This window comes from Streptomyces sp. DvalAA-14 (assembly GCF_900091855.1).
Lineage (GTDB): Bacteria > Actinomycetota > Actinomycetes > Streptomycetales > Streptomycetaceae > Actinacidiphila.
Map to the genome: position 1 here is coordinate 12,611 of NZ_FMCH01000543.1, position 18,935 is coordinate 31,545.

Consider the following 18,935-nt stretch of genomic DNA (forward strand, 5'->3'; position numbering starts at 1 on the left):
CCTTTACGGGGGTCTCATGTCCGCCCTTCAACGTCCTGCCGGCCCTCCCGGCCCGCGGACCGGCGATGTCCTCGATGACCGGTACCGGTTGGACGAGATCCTGGGCACCGGCGGCACCGCTGATGTGTTCCGGGCCGCCGATCTGCGGCTGCGCCGGGAGGTCGCGGTCAAGGTGTTCCGCCCGGGCGCCACCGCGGTCTCCGCCGACCGGTTCTGCGAAGAGGCGATCCTGCTGGGCCGGCTGACGCACCCGGCGCTGCTCGCGGTCTACGACACCGGCCGCTACCTCGGCGGCGCCTACGTGGTGACGCACCTGGTGAACGGCATCACCTTGCGGGAGCGCATCCACAACGGGGCCCCGCTGACCGACGCCGACGTGGCGCGGCTGGGCGAACAACTGGCCCTCGCGCTGGCCCACGCCCACGCGGCCGGGATCGTCCACCGGGACGTGAAGCCGTCCAACGTCCTCCTCGGGCCCGGCGACACCCCGTATCTGGCCGACTTCGGGATCTCGCGGCTCATCGACGAGCCGACCCGCGCCGAGCCCGGCACGGTGGTCGGCACGGTGCCGTATCTGGCCCCGGAACAGGTTCTCGGCAGAGGGTCCAGTCCGGCCAGCGACATCTACTCGCTGGGACTGGTCTTGCTCGAAGCGGTGAAGGGCGAGAAGGAGTACCAGGGGGCGCCGCTGGAGGCGAGCGCGGCCCGGCTGCTCCGGTCGCCGGAGATCCCGCGGTGGCTCTCGCCGGAGCTGGCACACGTCATCGAGGCGATGACCCGCAGCGAGCCCCGGGCGCGACCCGACGCCCGCCGCTGCGCCGAACTGCTGAGCCGGGCGGCCACCTCCCGTTCACCGCGGGCGCGCGCCGCCACGGATGTCCCCACCCAGCCCGGCCGGACCGTCATCCGTGGCGCTCTCGCACACCCGGGGCGCCGGCGGAGCGCGCTGGTCGCCGGCCTGACCGCCGTCGTGGTACTGGGCGCGGCAGGAGCAACGCTGCTGGCCATGGACGGCAGCCCGGCCGCCCCGGATGCGGGCACCCATCACTCCGCCCCGGCCAGTACGACGGCCGCCCGCACCACACCGCCCGGCACACCGGTCAGCGGGGTCAGCGCGGCGCGGACCGGCTCCCCCACCGCGGCCCGGGCCAGACAACCCGTCGCACGGAAACGGTCCCAGCCGGCCGCCCACCCGGCCCCGCCCGCGGCGGCCCGCCGCCCCGCAGCGCCCGGTCAGCAGAATCCCCCGGGCCAGAAGAAGGCACCCGCACCCGCGGCCCGGGGAGCCGCGCCGCCGCATCCGGCCGCGCAGAAGAAGAGCACGGCGTTCGGGAAGGCCGCCACCGCGGCCGGCCCCGGCACGGCGGCCAAGCCGGCCGGGCCCTGATCGTTTCTGACAAATGATCATGCTGTGGTTTCGCGGAGCCACAAAATGACTGAGGCCAGGTGCAGTCCCGACTGGTAGCGGACGGCGAGCTTGTCGAATCGGGTCGGGATGGCGCGGAACTGCTTGAGAGGGTTGGAGCAGCGCTCGACCACGCTGCGGTCCTTGTACTGCTCTTCGTCGAGGGCCCGTGGTCGGCCGCCGCGGATGCCACGTCGCTTGTGGTTGGCCACCTGGTCGGAGTGTTCGGGGATGGTTGCCTTGATGCCGCGTTTCCGCGGGCCGACCCGGATAGCCCGGGAGGGATACGCCTTGTCAGCCGGACGAGGTCGGTCTCGAAGTTCCGGTGTCGCCATTGGCGAAGTCGGAGAGGGCGCCGCCGAGATCGAAATCCGGGTGTCCAGCCGGCGCTCCAGGTGCTTGAAGCCGTCCTTGAGCTTGGTGTCGACTTCGGGTGTGGAGTGATCCGCTGGTGGTCGCCCGATCCCTCATCTGTCTTCGATGCGACAAGCCCTTCCCAGCAATCCCGTGCCCGCAGTGCGGCAGTTACCGAATTGGAGGAAGCGATCCAAGTCCCGCTCGACGCCGATGCATACGTCCGGGGCAGGAGCAGGATCACGGGGGCGCAGGCACGACTACATCATGCCCGCGCCCCGACACAGTTCAGGCCGGCACCGGTAACCACGAGCGGCGCTGTGTTCGATTTTTGACCATGAAAGACATGCTGAGCGGGCGACGGTGTGCACCCCCTGCCTACTGGCGAGCCCATCGCTGGTTGCCGCCGCCGTCGCAGTTCCACGGGTCGATCAGCGTGCCGTTGGCGGTGGCGGCCCCGGCGACGTCCTGCCACAGGCCGGAGGCGGCGTTGGTGGCGCAAGCCTCCGTCGCCCCCGGTGGCCGGCTGACGCAAGCCGCGGTCCGGTTCGGCGATCAGGGCGGGGCGGTCATGTGGTGGCGCAGACGGTACCGTTGAGAGTGAAGACGGTCGGCGGGGGCGCCGCGCCGTCGTTCGCACCGGTGAATCCGAAGGACGCCGAGTTGCCGCCGTCCGCGGCCAGCGTGGCGTTCCAGTCCACCGGCGTGGCCACGATCTGCCCGCTGTGCTGGCTTATCCCGGCGTTCCAGAAGCCGGTGACGGATTCGCCGGCGCTGGGAAAGACGAAGGCCAGCGTCCAGCCGGTGATCGGCGTTGGGCCGGTGTTCGTGACCGTCACCGCCGCGTTGAACCCGTTGCCCCAGCCGGCCGTGGTCCGGTACGACACCTGGCAGGTGGAGCTGACGGGGGTGCCGGTCCGCACGGTGACCGGGGCCGAGGGCGCCGACAACCGGCCGTCTGCGTCTCGGGCCAGGACGTTCCAGGTGAAGGTGCTGCCGGCGGAGAGGTTGTGGACAGTGGCGGAGGTGCCGGTGCTGTCCGCGAGCAGTTCGCTGGTGGTGCCGACCTGCCGGTAGACCTCGTAGCGGGTGACCGCGCCCCCGGTCGACGGGGTCCAGCTCACGGTGGCACTGGTGTCCCCGGCCGCGGTGACCTTCGGCGCTCCGGGGGCGGACAGGGCCGAGGCCGTATGGGCCGCGGCGTGCAGGGTGACGCTGGTGAGCGAGTACGGCGGCAGGGTCCGCGTCACTCCGTACGCCGTTGAGGTGGTGTCGATCGCGTCGGCGCCGTCGCGGTAGGTGGCCACGGTCACCGGAGCTGAGAGGTCGGGGGTGAAGCCGGTCCAGTGCAGCGCCACGGTCTGCGCGGCGGCGGGGTCCTTGTTGATCAGCAGGACGCTCAGATCACCGTTCGTCCGGTGCACGGCGTGGACCGCCACCGTCGCGCTGGTACTGCCCGAGCCGACCATCAGGTCCCCCGGGCGGCCGAGTTGGCTGAGCATCTTGATCGCGTAGTACGGCGGGAACGGGGTGTTCAGCGGCGGCTCGCAGACCCCGCCGACGCAGTCGCCGCTGGAGAGCACGCCCCAGTCGCCGTAGTCGGTGGCGCCGTCGGGCGACGTGGAGATCTGCTGGGCGCCGTTGTGGGTGTCCCACCAGTCGACGCTGAACACCCCGCTCTGCAGGGCGGTGAAGTAGGCGTCCGCGCCGAACAGCGCGTCGGGCTGGGTGTCCTCGCCGTTGCCGCCGTTGACCTCGGTGAGGGCGATCGGGGTGTTGCCCGCGCCTGCGGCGTTCAACTCATCGTGCAGCTGGGCGAGTTCGCCGGTGAGCTGTGCGGGGGTGCCGAGCATGTGCGCGGCATCCGGACTGCTCGGATACCAGTGCACGATCACGAAGTCCGCCTTGCCCGCAATGAGCGGGATCACGGTATGGTTCCAGTCCGCGGTCTCGGCGCCCGCCATCACCCCGTCCGGCCAGTTGCCCGGCATGGTGAGCACGGCGCCGACCTTCACCGTCGGGTCGACTGCCTTCATCGCCGACACGTACTGCACCACGTTGTCCGCGTAGGCGGTGGGCGAGGTGTCCGGGTGGTCGTCGTGCTCCCAGCCGGAGCCGTAATGCCCGTTACCGTAGATCTCGTTGCCGACTTCCCAGTACGTCGCGCCGTATCCCTTGGTGACGTTGGCGTATCGCACCCACTGCGCGGCTTCCTGCGGTGTGCCCGAGCCGTAGTTGGCGATCAGGATCGGCTGGGCCCCGATCTTCCGCACTGTGCCCATGAACGCGTCGAAGTCCGTGCCGGGCGCGACGTAGCCGCCGGGTGCGGAGTTGGTCTGCCAGTGGTAGATGTCGCCGTAGGAGCCGCCGGGATAGCGCAGCATCCCGACATTCGCGGCCTGCAGCAGGTCCTGCGTTTGGGGCGCGTTCATCTGGGCGTCCCAAACGGCGCTGTTCAGGCCGTACGCCGTGCTGGGGATCGTGCCGAGGCCCTGCTCGGCGTTGACCGTCACGTCGGCGTCGGGGCCGGCCGCTTGCGGGGCCTGGTCGGCGGCCCGCGCGGACGCGCCCAACAGCAGGGCGCCCAGGAGCGCGAGGGCCGAGGCGCCCGCCGCGAGGCGCCGGGGCCTCGGTAAGGACCGTGCCCGCGAGAACCGGGGGAGCCTTGGGAGGCGCGTGGACAGGAAGAGACGAGGGGACGAGAAGAGACGCACGGCATTCTCACCTTCGAGAGGCGGGATGGAGGCGGTTGTCCCGCGAGCACACCGGATTGCCGCCAGTGGGAGCGCTCCCACAATGCGGGCGGCCGGTTGCACTGTCAATGGTCCACGCACTCCGTCGCGGCGCCCGGTAGCGACGGGCCGCCCGGGGCGGGCGGGGGTCCCGTCCGGCAGGTGGTCTCCCGAGCCGGCGGCGCCCGGTACCGGTCAGCCGGACAGTTGCCGCCGGAGGGTGAAAAAACGCCGGCCGTCCGGGCCGTTCCGGCCGCCCGCGAGGCGGGTGCGGTAGCTACCGTTTCAGGCCGGACGGATCGGGAGCGGCCGACGGCGCAGACGCGTTCCCGAGGGCGGCCCGCGTGGGCGGGAGGCGGGCCGCCGCCCGCGGGCTGGCGTTCCAGTGGCGGTGGCAACGCGTCTTGCGCGGGGGATTACGCCCTCTCGGCATATTGGCTAGGCTCATGTGGGAGCGCTCCCATGCAGCACGTCGGGCCCTGAGCACCACGAGGGCCTCCCCCCACGACAAGCACGGAGGACAGCTGTGACATCCCGCATCCGCTTACCGCGCCCTCCCGGCGCGACCGGGGCCCGCACGCGCGGGTCGCGGCTGCGCAAGGCCATCGCACTCGGCCTGGCCACTGGCCTGGCCGCCGCCGGTATCGCGCTGAGCAGCCAGATCACCGCAGGCGCCGCGGCGCAGGGCAGCCTCCCCGCCGGCACCCAGCTCTACACGGACCCCAACTCCCAGGTTGTCCGCTGGGTTGCCGCCAACCCCGGCGACTCCCGCCAGCCGATGATCGCCCGGCGAATCGCGTCCCAGCCGCAGGCGATCTGGTTCTCCGACTACCGCCCCTCCACCGTCACCGACGACGTCAGGGCGGTCACCACAGCCGCGGCGGCTGCCGGACAGGTGCCAGTGCTGGCCGTCTACGAGATCCCCAATCGCGACTGCGGCGGCGCCTCGGCGGGCGGCGCCCCGGACCTGGCCTCCTACGACGCATGGGTGCGCAACTTCGCCGCCGGGCTGGGCAACGGCCGGTCGATCATCATCCTGGAGCCCGATTCCGTCGCCCTGACCACATGCTTGTCCGCGCAGCAGCAGACGGACCGGTTCGCCTCGCTGTCCCGGGCGGGGGCCACCATCCACGCCGCCGCCCCCAACGCCAAGGTCTACATGGACGGCGGCCACTCGGCCTGGAACAGCGCCTCCGAGCAGGCCAACCGGCTGCGCTCGGCTGGCATCCTCACCAACGCCGACGGACTGTTCACCAACGTCTCCAACTTCAACACCACCGCCAACGAGGTCGCCTTCGCCAAGAACGTGCTGGCCGCGCTGGGCAGCCCGGCCAATCTGCATGCCGTGGTGGACACCAGCCGCAACGGCAACGGTCCGGCCGGGGGAGGGGCATGGTGCGACCCGTCCGGGCGGGCGATCGGTACCTACCCCACGACCGATACCGGCGACCCGGCGATCGACGGCTTCTTGTGGGTGAAGCCGCCCGGTGAGGCGGACGGCTGCGCGGGCGCAGCCGGCACCTTCCTGCCGGACGTGGCCTACGCGCTGGCATCCGCCGGGGCATCCGATCCCGCGCCGCCGACCACTCCTCCCACGACTCCGCCGCCGACGACGCCGCCCACCACCCCGCCGACGACGACCCCGCCCACCACCCCGCCGCCGACGACGACCCCGCCCACCGGCGCTGCCTGCTCGGTCCATTACGCCGTCGCCAGTGCCTGGACGGGCGGCTTCACCGCCGACGTCACCGTTCGCAACACCGGCGGTACCGCCCTCAAGGGCTGGTCGCTCAAGTGGACGTTCCCCGCCGACCAGAAGGTCGCCAACGCGTGGAACGCCGCGACCACTCAGTCCGGTGCGGCCGTGACCGCCACGGACCTGGGCTATAACGGGACCATCCCCGCGGGCGGCTCCACCGGCTTCGGCTTCCAGGGGACGGGCTCCGGCACCTCGTCGCCCACCGCGTTCACTCTCAACGGCACCGCTTGCGGGGTGCTCTGACACGCCATCCGTTCGGTGCTGGCCGGCGAGGGCGTCCCCCTGCGACCTGGACCGGCGGCGGCAAGCGGCGACGGGAGCGGCAGCGGGCGGGGTGAGCGACCCCTGCCGCTCAGGGGCCGGACCGGAGTTCCGGCCCGGCCCCGAGGCCATGGCCTCAACTGCAGCGCGGCACTTGCTGGTTCGCCTGGCGGCCGTCGCATTCCGTACGAGCGGCCGCCGGCAGCGGCCCCTCAGGAGAAGGTGCAGGTGATCGATCCGTTGGGGAGGTTGATGCCGCTGGAGTTGGCCGTGAAGCCGAACGTCGTTGAACTGTCGGGCCCGATCGTGCCGTTGTAGGACGCGTTGGTCACGCTGACGGCGCTGCCGCTTGTGGACAGGGTGCCGTTCCACACTGTGGTGATCTTCGTGCCGTCGCCGGGTGTCCAGTTCACCTTCCAGTGACCGGTCGGCGAGGTGCCGTGGTTCATGACCTCGACCGATCCCTGGAAGCCGCCGCTCCAGGCGTTGGTCACCGAGTACATGGCCATGCAGTCGGAGCCGCCGGTTCCGCCGGTGGTGCTGTCACCGGCGGTGGTGCTGCCGGTTCCACCCGGTGCGTAAACAGCTCGTCACCTACGGCGGTCCTACCGGGACAACCACCCCTGGCACCGCCGGGACCACCCGCCGGGGTCGGCGAATTATTATCGATTGAGTCCGAAATTTTCGCTGTCCGGTGGCCCGCCTCAGGGCTGCCCGTGGTCGGCGCCGCCCAGGCGGTCACGGCCGGTCCCGCCGACCGGGGACGCGGAGTCATCAAGGAAGCACAGCAAAGATCGCCTACTGACGCAGAGTTATCGCGGGCGCCTGGGGCGGGCTCCACAGCGATGAAGGAGCGTTCGCCCCGCTTCTCGAATGTTTCGGCGCTGATGCGTTGACGTTTCGGTTCCGGCGGGATGAGAATGACGTCGTTTTCGTCGGCAGCCACGCCCGCGACAGCGGAGCACCCTCTGTGGCTGCTCCCCTCGCGCATGGTCCCCCCACAGTCTCCGACGCCGGGCGTGCCTGTTGGGCGCACCCGCACCGGAATGCCACGAGGTGAGGTAGAAGTGACCCCTGAGTTGTCCCATGCCCCAGCCCCGCCCAGCGGCGGAGTCCCTCGCAGCCGCCGATCCCGGGTACGGACCGCGGTGGCGGCCCTCACCGCGACCCTGGCGGCCACCATCGGTCTGGTGTCCATGGCCGGCACGGCCCACGCGGCCGGCACCCTGGGTGCGGCGGCCGCGAGCAGCGGCCGCTACTTCGGTGCCGCGGTGGCGGCCAGCCACCTGGGTGAGTCCGCGTACGCGTCCACCTTCGACACGGAGTTCAACGCCGTCACGCCCGAGAACGAGATGAAGTGGGACGCCACCGAACCGTCCCGCGGCTCGTTCAGCTTCGGCTCCGCCGACCAGATCGTCTCCAACGCCCAGGCCCACGGTATGAAGATCCGCGGGCACACGCTGGTGTGGCACTCCCAACTGCCCAGCTGGGTCGGCAATCTGTCCGCGTCCGACCTGCAGTCGGCCATGGACAACCACATCACTCAGGTGATGACCCACTTCAAGGGCAAGATCTACGCCTGGGACGTGGTCAACGAGGCGTTCGCCGACGGCGCCAGCGGCCAGCACCGCAGCTCGCCCTTCCAGGACAAGCTCGGCAACGGCTTCATCGAGCACGCCTTCCGCACCGCGCGCTCCGTCGATCCCGACGCCAAGCTCTGCTACAACGACTACAACATCGAGAACTGGACGGACGCCAAAACACAGGGCGTCTACAACATGGTCAAGGACTTCAAGTCCCGCGGCGTGCCTATCGACTGCGTCGGCTTCCAGAGCCACTTCGGCTCCAGCGGGCCGCCGGCCGGCTTCGCGACCACCCTGGCCAACTTCGCCTCGCTCGGGGTCGATGTCCAGCTCACCGAACTGGACATCGCGCAGGCGCCGGCGTCCGCCTACACCAGCACCGTCCAGGCATGCCTGAGCGTCGCCCGGTGCACGGGCATCACGGTGTGGGGCGTCACCGACAAGTACTCCTGGCGCAGCGGTGACACCCCTCTGCTCTTCGACGGCAATTACGGCAAGAAGGCTGCCTACACCGCCGTCCTCAACGCCCTCAACGCCGGCGGTGCCACCACACCGCCCACCACACCGCCCACCAGTCCGCCGACCACGCCCCCCACCACACCGCCCACGACGCCTCCCCCCACGAGCGGCCCGGTCTGCGCGGCGTCGTACGCCGTGACCAACTCCTGGGCCGGCGGCTACCAGATCGAGGTCACGGTGAAGAGCACCGGCACCGCGGCCCTGAGCGCCTGGACCGTGCTCTGGAACCAGCCGGCGGACCAGACCGTCAGCCAGATGTGGAATGCCGTCCAGGGCACCAACGGCTCCTTGACCACCGCCCACAACACCTCGTACAACGGCTCCGTCGCCCCCGGGGCGAGCACCACCTTCGGCTATCTGGCCAACTCCGCCGACGCGCCGGCGAGCACGCTGCCGATGTCCTGCACGATCAGCTGAGCTCGCCGTCACGGACGGCGCCGCGGAACCCGTTCCGCGGCGCCGTTCCCGTGTGCGACCAGCGGGTTCGGGGGCAGTCGGCCGCGATCGTCGTGTGGACGCGCTCCCACTGGTCCGCCGAAAACATGGCGCCGAGCCCCACGGACGACCGGAGGGCGCATGGACCTGCCTGAGCCAACAGCGCGTCAGCTGCGTGTAAATGCGGCTCATCCGATGCCTTGACAGCCCGAGCGCGCGCCTCGATTGTGGGAGCGCTCCCACTGGTTCAGTCTCTCTCCCCCCACGAACCGCGAGGAGGACCTCTCGCATGCTTCGAGGAAAACCCTTCAGAAAGCGGATACGGCGGCTGGTCACGGCGCTGGCCGCCGCGCTGGCCCTCCCCCTGGCCATGACGGCCGCTGGCGGCGGTCCGGTCGCCCACGCCGCCACCGTCCAGTGCAGCGTCGACTACACGACATCCGACTGGGGCTCCGGCTTCACCGCCAATGCCAAGATCACCAACCTCGGCACCAGCCCCATCAGCGGCTGGACGCTGACCTATGCCTACGCGGGCAACCAGACCCTGCAGAACGGCTGGAACGGCACCTGGTCGCAGGCGGGCCACAACGTCACCGTCGTGGCGGCCGACTGGAACAAGACGGTGGCCGCGGGTGCCAACGTCACCACCAGCGCCAACTTCGGCTACAGCGGGACCAACACCGCCCCCACCGCCTTCGCGGTGAACGGGACCGTGTGCGGGGGCGCGCATCAGCCGCCGCTGCCGGTGCTGACCAGCCCGGTCGCCGGGGCCACCTACAGTGCGGGCGCCACCGTCCCGCTGGCCGCCACCGCCGTCGCGGCCGACGGCGCCTCGATCACCAAGGTGGAGTTCTACAGCGACACCACCCTGCTGGCCGGCGACACCACCGCGCCGTACACCTTCGACTGGTCGGCGGTCCCGGCGGGTGACTACTCGGTCTACGCCAGGGCGTACGACAGCCTCGGCGCCTCGGCGGAGTCCACCCCGGTGGGCCTGCACGTGGCGGCCGGACCGTCCGTGGTGGCCAGTCCCGCCTCGGTCGCGGTGCAGCAGGGCAAAACCGGCACGTTCGGCGTGAAGCTGTCGGGCGCGCCCACCGCGAACGTGACGGTCGCCGTCACGCGCACGGCGGGCAACAGCGCACTGTCCGTGCAGTCCGGCGCGAGCCTGACCTTCACCCCGGCCAACTGGAACAGCGCGCAGAACGTCACCGTCGCGGCTGCGGCGACCGGTACGGGGGCGGCCACCTTCTCGGCGACGGCCACCGGCTACGCCGCCGCGAACGTCACGGTCACCGAACTCGCCGCCACCAGCGCGTACGACGCCCGCTTCCTCACGCTCTACGGGAAGATCACCGACCCCGCCAGCGGATACTTCTCCCCCCAGGGCATCCCCTACCACTCGGTGGAGACGCTCATCGTCGAGGCCCCGGACTACGGTCACGAGACCACGTCGGAGGCGTACTCGTACATGATCTGGCTGCAGGCGATGTACGGCCAGGTCTCCGGCGACTGGACGAAGTTCAACGCGGCCTGGGCGACCATGGAGAAGTACATGATCCCCCAGCACGCCGACCAGCCGACGAACAGCTTCTACAACCCGGGCAAGCCGGCCACCTACGCCCCGGAGCACCCGTTGCCGTCGGACTACCCCTCACAGCTGGACAGCGGTGTGCCGGTCGGTGTCGACCCGATCGCCGGCGAACTGCAGTCGGCCTACGGGACGCCGGACATCTACGGCATGCACTGGCTGGAGGACGTGGACAACACCTACGGCTTCGGCGACACCCCCGGTGGCGGCTGCGAGACCGGTCCGACGGCGGCCGGCCCCTCGTTCATCAACACCTTCCAGCGCGGTGAGCAGGAATCGGTGTGGGAGACCGTGCCACAGCCGACCTGCGACGCTTTCACCTACGGCGGCAAGAACGGCTACCTCGACCTGTTCACCGGCGACACCAACTACGCCAAGCAGTGGAAGTACACCGACGCCCCCGACGCCGACGCGCGCGCCGTGCAGGCCGCGTACTGGGCCGACACCTGGGCCAAGGCACAGGGCAAGGGCGCGGACGTGGCGGCCACCGTGGCGAAGGCCGGCGAGATGGGCGACTACCTGCGGTACTCCTTCTTCGACAAGTACTTCAAGAGAATCGGGAACTGCACCAGTCCGTCCTGCCCGGCGGGCACCGGCAAGGACAGCGAGCACTATCTGCTGTCCTGGTACTACGCCTGGGGCGGGTCCAGCGACACCTCGGGGGGATGGGCCTGGCGGATCGGTGACGGAGCCTCCCACTTCGGCTACCAGAACCCGCTGGCCGCCTACGCCCTGACCACCGACCCGGCCATGGCTCCCAAGTCGGCGACCGGCAAGGCGGACTGGACCACCAGTCTGGGCCGGCAGCTCGAGTTCTACCGCTGGCTGCAGTCGAGCGAGGGCGCGATCGCCGGCGGTGCCACCAACAGCTGGAACGGGGCCTACGCGCAGCCGCCGGCCGGCACGCCGACCTTCTACGGGATGGCGTACGACTCGGAGCCCGTCTACCACGACCCGCCGTCGAACCAGTGGTTCGGCATGCAGGCCTGGTCGATGGAGCGGGTCGCCGAGTACTACCAGCAGACCGGGGATGCCAAGGCCAAGGCGATCTTGGACAAGTGGGTGACCTGGGCCATCTCGCAGACCACCATCAATGCGGACGGCACCTTCAAGATCCCGTCCGACCTGCAGTGGTCCGGCGCGCCCGACACCTGGAACGCCGCCAACCCGGGAGCCAACACCGGTCTGCACGTGACCGTCACCGCGTACGGCAACGATCTGGGCGTCGCTGCGGCCTACGCCAAGACGCTGGCCTACTACGCCGCCAAGTCCGGCAACACCCTGGCACAGACAACAGCCAAGGCCCTGCTGGACGGCATGTGGAACAACTACCAGGACCCGCTGGGCATCGCCACCCCGGAGACCCGTACCGACTACAGCCGGTTCAACGACCCCGTCTACGTCCCCTCCGGCTGGACCGGCACCATGCCCAACGGCGACAAGATCAGCTCCGCGTCCACCTTCGCCGAGCTCCGCTCCTTCTACAAGAACGACCCCAACTGGTCCAAGGTGCAGGCATATCTGAACGGAGGCACCGCACCGTCCTTCACCTACCACCGCTTCTGGGCACAGGCGGACATCGCCATGGCGATGGGGGCCTACGCGCTGCTCTTCAACGCCTGACCCACCCGCTCACCGGCGCCACCCCGGCGCCACGGCCCCGCCCCCACGAAACGGGGGCGGGGTCCCGCCCCTGACAGAACAGCGCACCGCCCCCGAAGGACATCCGCAATGCGCTCGCCACCGCATAGGGTTGGCCGACTCCGTCTTCCAGGAGCGGCCGGAGACCTGTTGAAAACGCCCGCCTCACCCGTGTCCTGTCGAGTCGGTCTCGTTGATGGACCTGGAGACGTCTGATCTGTGCTGGTTCGTCCGGTGGGTGGGGGAGTGGTCGGAGCGGAGCGGCTTGGCCCAGGGCCCGGTGGGGTCTGTGCCCGTTGTAGAAGGTCTCGAACTCCCCAAGCGCGTGGAGGAGGTGGCTCTGGTTCCAGATCAGGATTCTCTCGAGGAGTTCGTGCCGGCAGGTCTGTATTCAGCGCTCCATGATGGAGTTCATGCGCGGCATCCGGACACCGCTCTTGACGATCTCGAGTCCGGCGTCGGTGAGCAGGGTGTCGAAGGCGGCGGGTGAACTTGGAGTCGCGGTCGCGGATGAGGAACTTGACTGTGCTGCCTATGTCTTCGAGGTCCATGGGGAGGTTGCGTCCGAGCTGCACGACCTACTGGGCGGTGGGGTGTGCGGTGGCGCCCAGGAGTGCTCGATGACGGCGAAGACGTACAGGTGTGCTCCGGTGAGGGTGCGGGTTTCGAAGAAGTCGCAGGCGAGCAGGACGACTGCCTGCCTGCGCAGGAAGTCGGCCCACGTGGTGGTCTGTCGTTCCGGCACGGGTGGGATGCTGTGCTCCTTGAGGATTTCCCAGACGGTGGAGGCGGCGACCTTGATGCCCAGGGCCGCGAGCTCGCCGTGGATGCGCCGATACCCCCACGAGGAGTTCTCGCGGGCCAGGCGGAGGACGAGAGCGCGGATGGAGCGGATGGTGGGTGGGCGTCCGCGCCGCTTGGGTGCGCAGGTGGCGGCATAGCGCCGTTTGGGCAGGTCGCGGTGCCATTGCATGATCGTGTCCGGCCGCACCAGCAGCCGCATGCGGCGCAGCGCCTCCTTCGGGAGGTGGTGCAGCAACACCGCCAGGAAAACCCGGTCCCCCGGATCGAACCGGGTTCGCTGCCCGCTCAGTTGCCGTTCCAGCACGGTGGTCCGATGGCGTAGCGCCGGAGTCTCGACGTCCTTGTCCCGGTCGCTCATCGGCAGCAGGCGCAGCATCGCGAACACACTCGACACGCTCAGGTAGGCGAGTTTCAACAGCACGAGCGATCATCATGCCGAGGCGATCGTCCTCCCCGCCAGAGCACTACGGCAGCCTCCGTATACGGCAACACGAAATCCCGCCACACCGGTCCTGACCAGGGCGGATGAGGTAATCGGCAAGGGCAGCCTCACGACTGACGGCGAAGTTCGAGGTCGGCGAGGGTACACACCGCGGTGTGCAAGCGGCCCATGGTCGCCGCGGCATTGATGCCAGGACCGAGGACGTCTCCCACAACGAGCGCGACCCGAGCCCCGGGCCCCGGACAAGGGGATGGCATCGAACCGGTCATCCCCCACCCCGCCGGGGCCAAATGGCGCCGGCCGGTGCCACGGCGGACCGTGACGTTTGTCAACGTCCGCTGCCGTACGGCCCACCCCGTCGTGAGGGTGGTTGTCCACGGGGCCGCGCCCGAGGCCAGCGTCATGTATCAGGTAACTCTTCGGTAAGAAAATCATTCTGGAGCCAACTGCCGACCGATCGCTATGATCTGCATATCCTCACACGATCGTACCGCCGTGACGGCTGACGCAACGGATGTGGATCTCGTACCAGCTGTGCGGGAAGGACGATCGCCGATGAATTCAACGGAGGTTGACGATGGAGCTCGAGGTCACCACGGACAGTGCTTCGACGGTACGTCACGCACGCTTCGGTAAGCTGCCCGACCGTGTCCGCTACGAGGACATGGTCGAGGAAAAGCAAGCCACGCTGAGCGATGCGGCAACAAACCCCTATGCCGGGGCGGCGTGGAATCACTTCAACTGCCTGGCCATGGACCTCGGGCTCTAGGGACTGTCGTCAAAAGATCATGCCGAGCTTGACGGCCCGACTACCGACCGGCTCCTTTCCAGCGCTATCGCGAACCGACTTACGAGGTCGAGCCGCCCTTTCAAGGCTGGGGAGACCGAACTCCACGGTCCGTAAACCAGCAGGTGGTCCTCGCGGGACCTCAGACCCAGATCAAGAGCGACGGAACTGTCACTCCCGGAGTCATATCGGGAGAAGCTCACGCGGCGCGGAGTCTTCCCGTTGCCCGTGGGAGGAATTCCCGGCAGTTCCCGCTGCCGCGTGGCATACAAGTCAGCGCGCGCGCACGCCTTCGATGAAGCGGCCAGCCAGTTCGATGCGCTCGGCGAGACTGACCGGCGTCTGTCCGAGGTCGATGAAGAGCTCGTGCACGCCGGCCTCGGCCGCAGCGCGCGCGTACCCGATGTACTGGCCCAGCGTTCCGGACCGCGGGAGGTGTTCCGGATCAGCCTTGACATCGGTCAGTTCAGGGTTCAGCCGCAGCGCCATCCGAAGAGCGGACGGGTCCCGTCCGGCGTCTTCGGCCTCCTTCAGGATGATCGCCCACATCCCCAGAATCACCGGCAATGGCATGCCAACCGGAAGCCAGCCGTCGGCCCGGCGGGCGACTCTGCGCATGGCTACCGAGGTGAACCCCGCAAGCAGGACGGGAGGCTTGGGCTGCTGCTGCGACTTGAGCCCGACGACGGTTCGGGGGATGGTGAACAGCGGCCCTTTGTGGGCGAAGGCGTCGCTGGTCCAGTACTTCTCCAAAATGTCGAGTGTCTCGTCGAGCCGCGCGCCCCGCCCTTTCCAGGGCACGTCCACCGCGGTGTATTCGTCGGGCATCCAGCCAAGGCCGAGTCCGACGTCCAGGCGCCCACCGCTGAGGAGGTCGACGGTGGTCAAGGTCCGGGCCAGCATCAGGGGCGGCTGCCACAGACCGTTCAGTGTGCTTGTCCCCAGACGGACGCGGCTGGTCTGAGCGGCGACGAAGGCGAGAGCGGCGAGCGGGTCCATGTGGTTCTCGTAATCCCGGGGCATCACTCCGTCCCTGCCCGCATACGGAACGCTCGGCACAGAGGGGGCGAGAACACGGTCGCCTGTCCACAACGAGTCGTACCCCAACTCCTCGGCGGATCTGCTGACTTCGACGAGCGCCTCGGCCGTTGCGTCGGGACCGAAGGTCGGAATGGCCATACCTATACGCATCTGACTTCCTCCCTTGTGACTGCGGGCATCACCGCGGACGGCGTTTCCCGCTGCGAGAACACCTGCGATTGCTCTTCGGGTTCGTTCTCGTGGTCATACCCCGTGTCCGTGCCGGACGTGCCCGGCGGCCTCGAACCGTCCGTGGCGCTCTGGTACAACTCGCAGAGCGTCGATGGCCGTACATCGGCCACCTCACCGCAGGCATCCTGGACCGGCGACCGGTGCTGGTCGGACGCCACCGACCAGTTCACACTCTCCCTCAACGGCTCCTCCAACACCCTTGTCCACGACACCGCCACCGGCACCTGGCACGCCGAGGTGAAGGCCCTGGCCTGCCAACTACCGCCGCCTCGCCTCGATCCGGTGTACCGGCCGACGCGAGTGGAGATTGGACTGCACCGGCGCCCCCTCGCCGTCCGGCAGACGGCAAGGGCAGAACCAGCCCCGGCAAGCCCGGCTCTGCGGTGCCCGGCCTGCCGGACAGGCGGCAAGTGCGAACTGGGCTCTGCAGTGGGCACCGCCTGACGGTCGGTTCTGGGTGGGAGGCAGGAGGTATTCCGCGACGTGACGATGGACGGCTTCGCTGGCGTGGCCGGGTGAAACTCCCGAACCGTATGCACCCGACAGGCGGTCCGGGTGACGTCTACCGCTTCCCTGTTCGCCTGCCGCCCCAGACAGCCTGCGTCTTTCCGTGGCTCGTCTGGACGAGGTGGTGGGTGCTCTGCTGGCCTCGCTGGTTCACGAACCGGTCATCGCGGCGCTCGCCGTGCTCGCGGGAGAAGACCCCCTGGTGGTGCCCCAGCCGATCGGCCTGGACTTCAAAAGCGGCACGTACGTGCCGAAACTGCCTGGGGGCAACGGACTGACCTCGATCCCGTATGCCGGTACCTCCCGCGGGGCCAATCTGCTCGCCGACCCCGGCGTCGACCAACGCGACCCGACGGAGCGCCACATCCTCATCGACAGCTGGCTGCAGCAGATCAGCCTGGACGCCGGGCTGCTCGGTAAGGAAGAGGTCCTGGAGCGGCTCCACTCCACCTCCGCCAACCTTCCGGGCACATAGGGGCACCAGGCAGGGGCGTTCGCTGCGCCCGACTCCTTCCACGCCTTGCAGTCGTTGCGGTTCCCGGCGAGCGGCCGGCCGACCACGACGACCAAACGGGTGTCGGCATCGATGACGACCTGGTGGTTGGTCGAGTAACGGTAGTTCTTCGACCGCTCGGCGATGCTGTGGTCCCGGGTGGGGGCCAAAGTTCCGTCCACGATGAGCACGGTGCCCTTCGCGAAGCGCTTGCGGGGCTGGTAGGCGAGCATCGGCCCGAGGTGGTTGATGACCCGGCCCGCCGCCGACTTCGACACCCCGGCGGTCACGACCTCTGGTCGCCTACGCCGCCCGACTCACCCGACGGGAGAACGCCTGTGGCGCGGTTGGCCGGTGCCCCCGCCCGCGTTCCCACGCGGGCGGGGACACCGGCGCCGGTGGGCGGTCGGTCAGCGTTCCAGGAGAGCGATGCGGATGGCTCGTTCGACGTGTGCGGCGGTGTTTGCGTATCCCGCACCGTTGGGGTGGACCAGGGTGACGCGCTTGTTGATGACACCGCAGTTCAGTGCGGTGCCGGGGAGGCTTGAGGGCCAGTAGCCGGCGGCGTCGCCGCAGATTCCCTCGACCCACTTCGTGCCTGCGGCCTGGCAGGCGTCGTGGCCCACGCTGGAGGAGTAGACGTCGACGTAGCGGTCGCCGAAGAACGACGTAACGCGCTGGATGGTGCTGTTCAGCGGCTTGAGGACGTTGTCACGGAGCCAGTCGATGTCGGCGTGTTTGATCGAGCCCAGCTCGGTGAGGGACAGGCGGTTGCAGTCACTGGCCTGGTCTGGCAGGACGGCCGGGTAGCCGACGGTGATCACCTTGGCGTTGGGTGCGGCCTCGTGCACCTTGGCCAGCATCTCGATGTACTCGTCCTGGACCCTGGCGAGCTTGTCCTGGATGCTCTCCTCGCCCGCGGGCGGGTTGGTGTAGTGCTCGCGGCAGGACTCGCCGGTCTTCGGACCCAGTTCCAGGCATTTGAGGAGCATGCCGCCGAAGGGCAGGCTGTTGCCGCCGACGCCGATGGTGACGACGTCGGTCTGGTCGTTCAGGTTGGCCCGCTTGATCTGCGGGTCGACCGCGGGCCAGCCTCCGGCGGGGGGCTGGACCGGGCTGATCGGCGTCTGCTTGGTCTTGCCGATGTTGTCGATGGTGGCGTTGCCGCAGCTGACGTTGGTCAGGTGGACGGGCTTGCCGGGCGGGAACTCGTCGAGCTCTTGCTGGACCAGGCTGGGGTAGGCGCCGGTGGTGCGGTCGCAGCCGTCCCGCGACGCATCACCAAGCGCGGGCTGTGGGTCCCCGACGAAGCCGCCGGCGGTGTACGAGTCGCCCAGGGCGGCCCACTCGTACTGATCAGCCGCACCAGCGGAGCCCGCGGGTACGAGGGCGACCGCAGTCAAGGCGAGCCCGACCGCCAGTGCTCGCGCCCTGAGCCGGGAGACAGGGTGTCGCATCAATCCTCCAGAATCGACAAAAGACACCCCGGAGCCGCAGTGCCCCACATCGGAAGGCGTCTCGCCAAGATCATCCACACCGTCGGCCTACTGCTCGGCTGAATCGGACCCTTCGCACCCGATCGAGCTAAATGATCAGATTTTCGCGCCGCCACCTGCCAACAGCCGACTCAGGCACCGGATCGGCGAGTCAGCCGCGCGGGACCAGGCCCCCGACACAGCTTGCAGATCATTTACGGGACAGCCCTTAGATACGAGGCGTGGCCGGCCAATTCGTGGACAGGAGTCTCCTGCCAGGAGGTTTCCGGAAAACACGCAGGGTCTCAACCTCTGCGGGAGACCTCCCGGCATCCGGAATCACCGCCGTTTTCCCCGCCATTCCTCCTGCTGCCCCTGCGGTCACCAGGACGTGGAAATGGGCCGAGAATCGAGGAGTCCTTCATGAGCGCCAGCGACAAGATCGAAGCCAAGTCCGACCAGGCCAAGGGCAAGGCCAAGGAGACGGTCGGCAGTGCGGTCGGAAACGAGAGCCTCGAAGCCGAAGGCCACGCCGACCAGGCCAAGGGCAACGCGCGCGAGGGGATCGAGAAGGTCAAGGACGCCGTCAAGAAGATCCTGCCCCACAACGACTGACCGACCGGGCAGCGCCTTCGCACCGAGCGCGGCGGCTGCCCCTCGTCCGTCGGGCGCTGTCGCCTCGAGCCGGGGCCGGCTACCTCAGAGGTAGCCGGCCCCGGCTGAGTGTCGGCGGGGGAGGAGTGGACCGCGCGCGATCCGCAGTGGTGGGCCGTACGTCTACGGCCGGCAACGGGTCGGCGAGCGCATTCCCGTGAGCGGTCCGTGCTGCAGGCACGGCGGGCGCGCTACGCGCTGCGGTTCGGGAGGCGGTGCAG

The 18,935-nt window shown here is 69.3% G+C and carries 13 protein-coding genes and 4 pseudogenes; 8 read left to right on the forward strand and 9 right to left on the reverse strand.

Going from position 1 to position 18,935, the window contains the following annotated elements:
• Positions 1-16: 16 nt before the first annotated feature.
• Complete coding sequence (locus GA0115240_RS29280) at positions 17-1,387, forward strand: serine/threonine-protein kinase (protein WP_161302547.1); 1,371 nt, start codon at positions 17-19, stop codon at positions 1,385-1,387.
• 17 nt (positions 1,388-1,404) lie between these two features.
• Here GA0115240_RS29280 and GA0115240_RS29285 read toward each other — a convergent pair.
• The 3 genes and pseudogenes from GA0115240_RS29285 to GA0115240_RS29290 all read right to left on the reverse strand — a co-directional run.
• Positions 1,405-1,722: pseudogene (locus GA0115240_RS29285) on the reverse strand (transposase); the annotation flags it as partial.
• Positions 1,723-2,137: 415 nt separating this feature from the next.
• Positions 2,138-2,242: pseudogene (locus tag GA0115240_RS35865) on the reverse strand (hypothetical protein); the annotation flags it as partial.
• An 86-nt stretch (positions 2,243-2,328) separates the two neighbouring features.
• Complete coding sequence (locus tag GA0115240_RS29290) at positions 2,329-4,332, reverse strand: cellulose binding domain-containing protein (RefSeq protein WP_237555306.1); 2,004 nt, start codon at positions 4,330-4,332, stop codon at positions 2,329-2,331.
• A 685-nt stretch (positions 4,333-5,017) separates the two neighbouring features.
• On the opposite strand from GA0115240_RS29290, the gene GA0115240_RS29295 reads away from it, so the two are divergent.
• Positions 5,018-6,493 carry a glycoside hydrolase family 6 protein gene (locus tag GA0115240_RS29295; protein ID WP_256070062.1) on the forward strand — a complete coding sequence of 492 codons (1,476 nt, stop codon included), beginning with the start codon at positions 5,018-5,020 and terminating at the stop codon, positions 6,491-6,493.
• 230 nt (positions 6,494-6,723) lie between these two features.
• Here the strand turns inward: GA0115240_RS29295 and GA0115240_RS29300 are convergent, their stop codons facing one another.
• On the reverse strand, positions 6,724-7,020 hold the full coding sequence (locus tag GA0115240_RS29300; RefSeq protein ID WP_093741296.1) for a cellulose binding domain-containing protein: 297 nt from the start codon (positions 7,018-7,020) through the stop codon (positions 6,724-6,726).
• Between the two features lie 639 nt (positions 7,021-7,659).
• Between GA0115240_RS29300 and GA0115240_RS29305 the strand changes: the two genes are divergently transcribed.
• Both GA0115240_RS29305 and GA0115240_RS29310 read left to right on the forward strand, forming a co-directional pair.
• Positions 7,660-9,030: an endo-1,4-beta-xylanase gene (locus GA0115240_RS29305; RefSeq protein WP_176725206.1), complete on the forward strand. Its 1,371-nt coding sequence runs from the start codon at positions 7,660-7,662 to the stop codon at positions 9,028-9,030.
• A 307-nt stretch (positions 9,031-9,337) separates the two neighbouring features.
• Complete coding sequence (locus GA0115240_RS29310; RefSeq protein ID WP_093741300.1) at positions 9,338-12,262, forward strand: glycoside hydrolase family 48 protein; 2,925 nt, start codon at positions 9,338-9,340, stop codon at positions 12,260-12,262.
• Between the two features lie 199 nt (positions 12,263-12,461).
• Here the strand turns inward: GA0115240_RS29310 and GA0115240_RS29315 are convergent.
• Positions 12,462-13,505, reverse strand: a pseudogene (locus GA0115240_RS29315) (integrase core domain-containing protein); the annotation flags it as partial.
• Positions 13,506-13,633: 128 nt separating this feature from the next.
• On the reverse strand, positions 13,634-13,930 hold the full coding sequence (locus tag GA0115240_RS39435) for a SpoIIE family protein phosphatase (RefSeq protein ID WP_370673382.1): 297 nt from the start codon (positions 13,928-13,930) through the stop codon (positions 13,634-13,636).
• Between the two features lie 173 nt (positions 13,931-14,103).
• Between GA0115240_RS39435 and GA0115240_RS29325 the strand changes: the two genes are divergently transcribed.
• Positions 14,104-14,295: a hypothetical protein gene (locus tag GA0115240_RS29325; RefSeq protein ID WP_093741302.1), complete on the forward strand. Its 192-nt coding sequence runs from the start codon at positions 14,104-14,106 to the stop codon at positions 14,293-14,295.
• A 291-nt stretch (positions 14,296-14,586) separates the two neighbouring features.
• Here GA0115240_RS29325 and GA0115240_RS29330 read toward each other — a convergent pair whose 3' ends face one another.
• A complete protein-coding gene (locus tag GA0115240_RS29330; protein WP_237555307.1) occupies positions 14,587-15,492 on the reverse strand; it encodes a TIGR03619 family F420-dependent LLM class oxidoreductase in 906 nt (301 codons plus the stop codon).
• A 120-nt stretch (positions 15,493-15,612) separates the two neighbouring features.
• Here GA0115240_RS29330 and GA0115240_RS36405 point away from each other — a divergent pair, with 120 nt between their 5' ends.
• A complete protein-coding gene (locus tag GA0115240_RS36405; RefSeq protein WP_141709000.1) occupies positions 15,613-16,029 on the forward strand; it encodes a hypothetical protein in 417 nt (138 codons plus the stop codon).
• Positions 16,030-16,195: 166 nt separating this feature from the next.
• Positions 16,196-16,567, forward strand: a complete 372-nt coding sequence (locus tag GA0115240_RS37365; RefSeq protein WP_176725205.1) for a hypothetical protein — start codon at positions 16,196-16,198, stop codon at positions 16,565-16,567.
• Positions 16,568-16,581: 14 nt separating this feature from the next.
• Here GA0115240_RS37365 and GA0115240_RS29340 read toward each other — a convergent pair.
• A pseudogene (locus GA0115240_RS29340) lies at positions 16,582-16,866 on the reverse strand (transposase); the annotation flags it as partial.
• A 129-nt stretch (positions 16,867-16,995) separates the two neighbouring features.
• Positions 16,996-18,042 (reverse strand): SGNH/GDSL hydrolase family protein, encoded by a 1,047-nt coding sequence (locus GA0115240_RS29345; protein WP_093741308.1) that lies wholly within the window; start codon positions 18,040-18,042, stop codon positions 16,996-16,998.
• Positions 18,043-18,483: 441 nt separating this feature from the next.
• Here GA0115240_RS29345 and GA0115240_RS29350 point away from each other — a divergent pair, with 441 nt between their 5' ends.
• The gene (locus GA0115240_RS29350) at positions 18,484-18,675 is read left to right on the forward strand and encodes a CsbD family protein (protein ID WP_093741310.1); all 192 of its coding nucleotides are present in this window, start codon (positions 18,484-18,486) and stop codon (positions 18,673-18,675) included.
• Positions 18,676-18,935: the final 260 nt, after the last annotated feature.

Coding starts and splice junctions, on each gene's coding strand:
- GA0115240_RS29280 (WP_161302547.1), top strand. CDS start 17: ATGTCCGCCCTTCAACGTCCTGCCGGCCCTCCCGGCCCGCGGACCGGC.
- GA0115240_RS29300 (WP_093741296.1), bottom strand. CDS start 7,020: ATGGCCATGTACTCGGTGACCAACGCCTGGAGCGGCGGCTTCCAGGGA.
- GA0115240_RS29310 (WP_093741300.1), top strand. CDS start 9,338: ATGCTTCGAGGAAAACCCTTCAGAAAGCGGATACGGCGGCTGGTCACG.
- GA0115240_RS39435 (WP_370673382.1), bottom strand. CDS start 13,930: ATGACGCTGGCCTCGGGCGCGGCCCCGTGGACAACCACCCTCACGACG.
- GA0115240_RS29325 (WP_093741302.1), top strand. CDS start 14,104: ATGGAGCTCGAGGTCACCACGGACAGTGCTTCGACGGTACGTCACGCA.
- GA0115240_RS29330 (WP_237555307.1), bottom strand. CDS start 15,492: ATGGCCATTCCGACCTTCGGTCCCGACGCAACGGCCGAGGCGCTCGTC.
- GA0115240_RS29345 (WP_093741308.1), bottom strand. CDS start 18,042: ATGCGACACCCTGTCTCCCGGCTCAGGGCGCGAGCACTGGCGGTCGGG.
- GA0115240_RS29350 (WP_093741310.1), top strand. CDS start 18,484: ATGAGCGCCAGCGACAAGATCGAAGCCAAGTCCGACCAGGCCAAGGGC.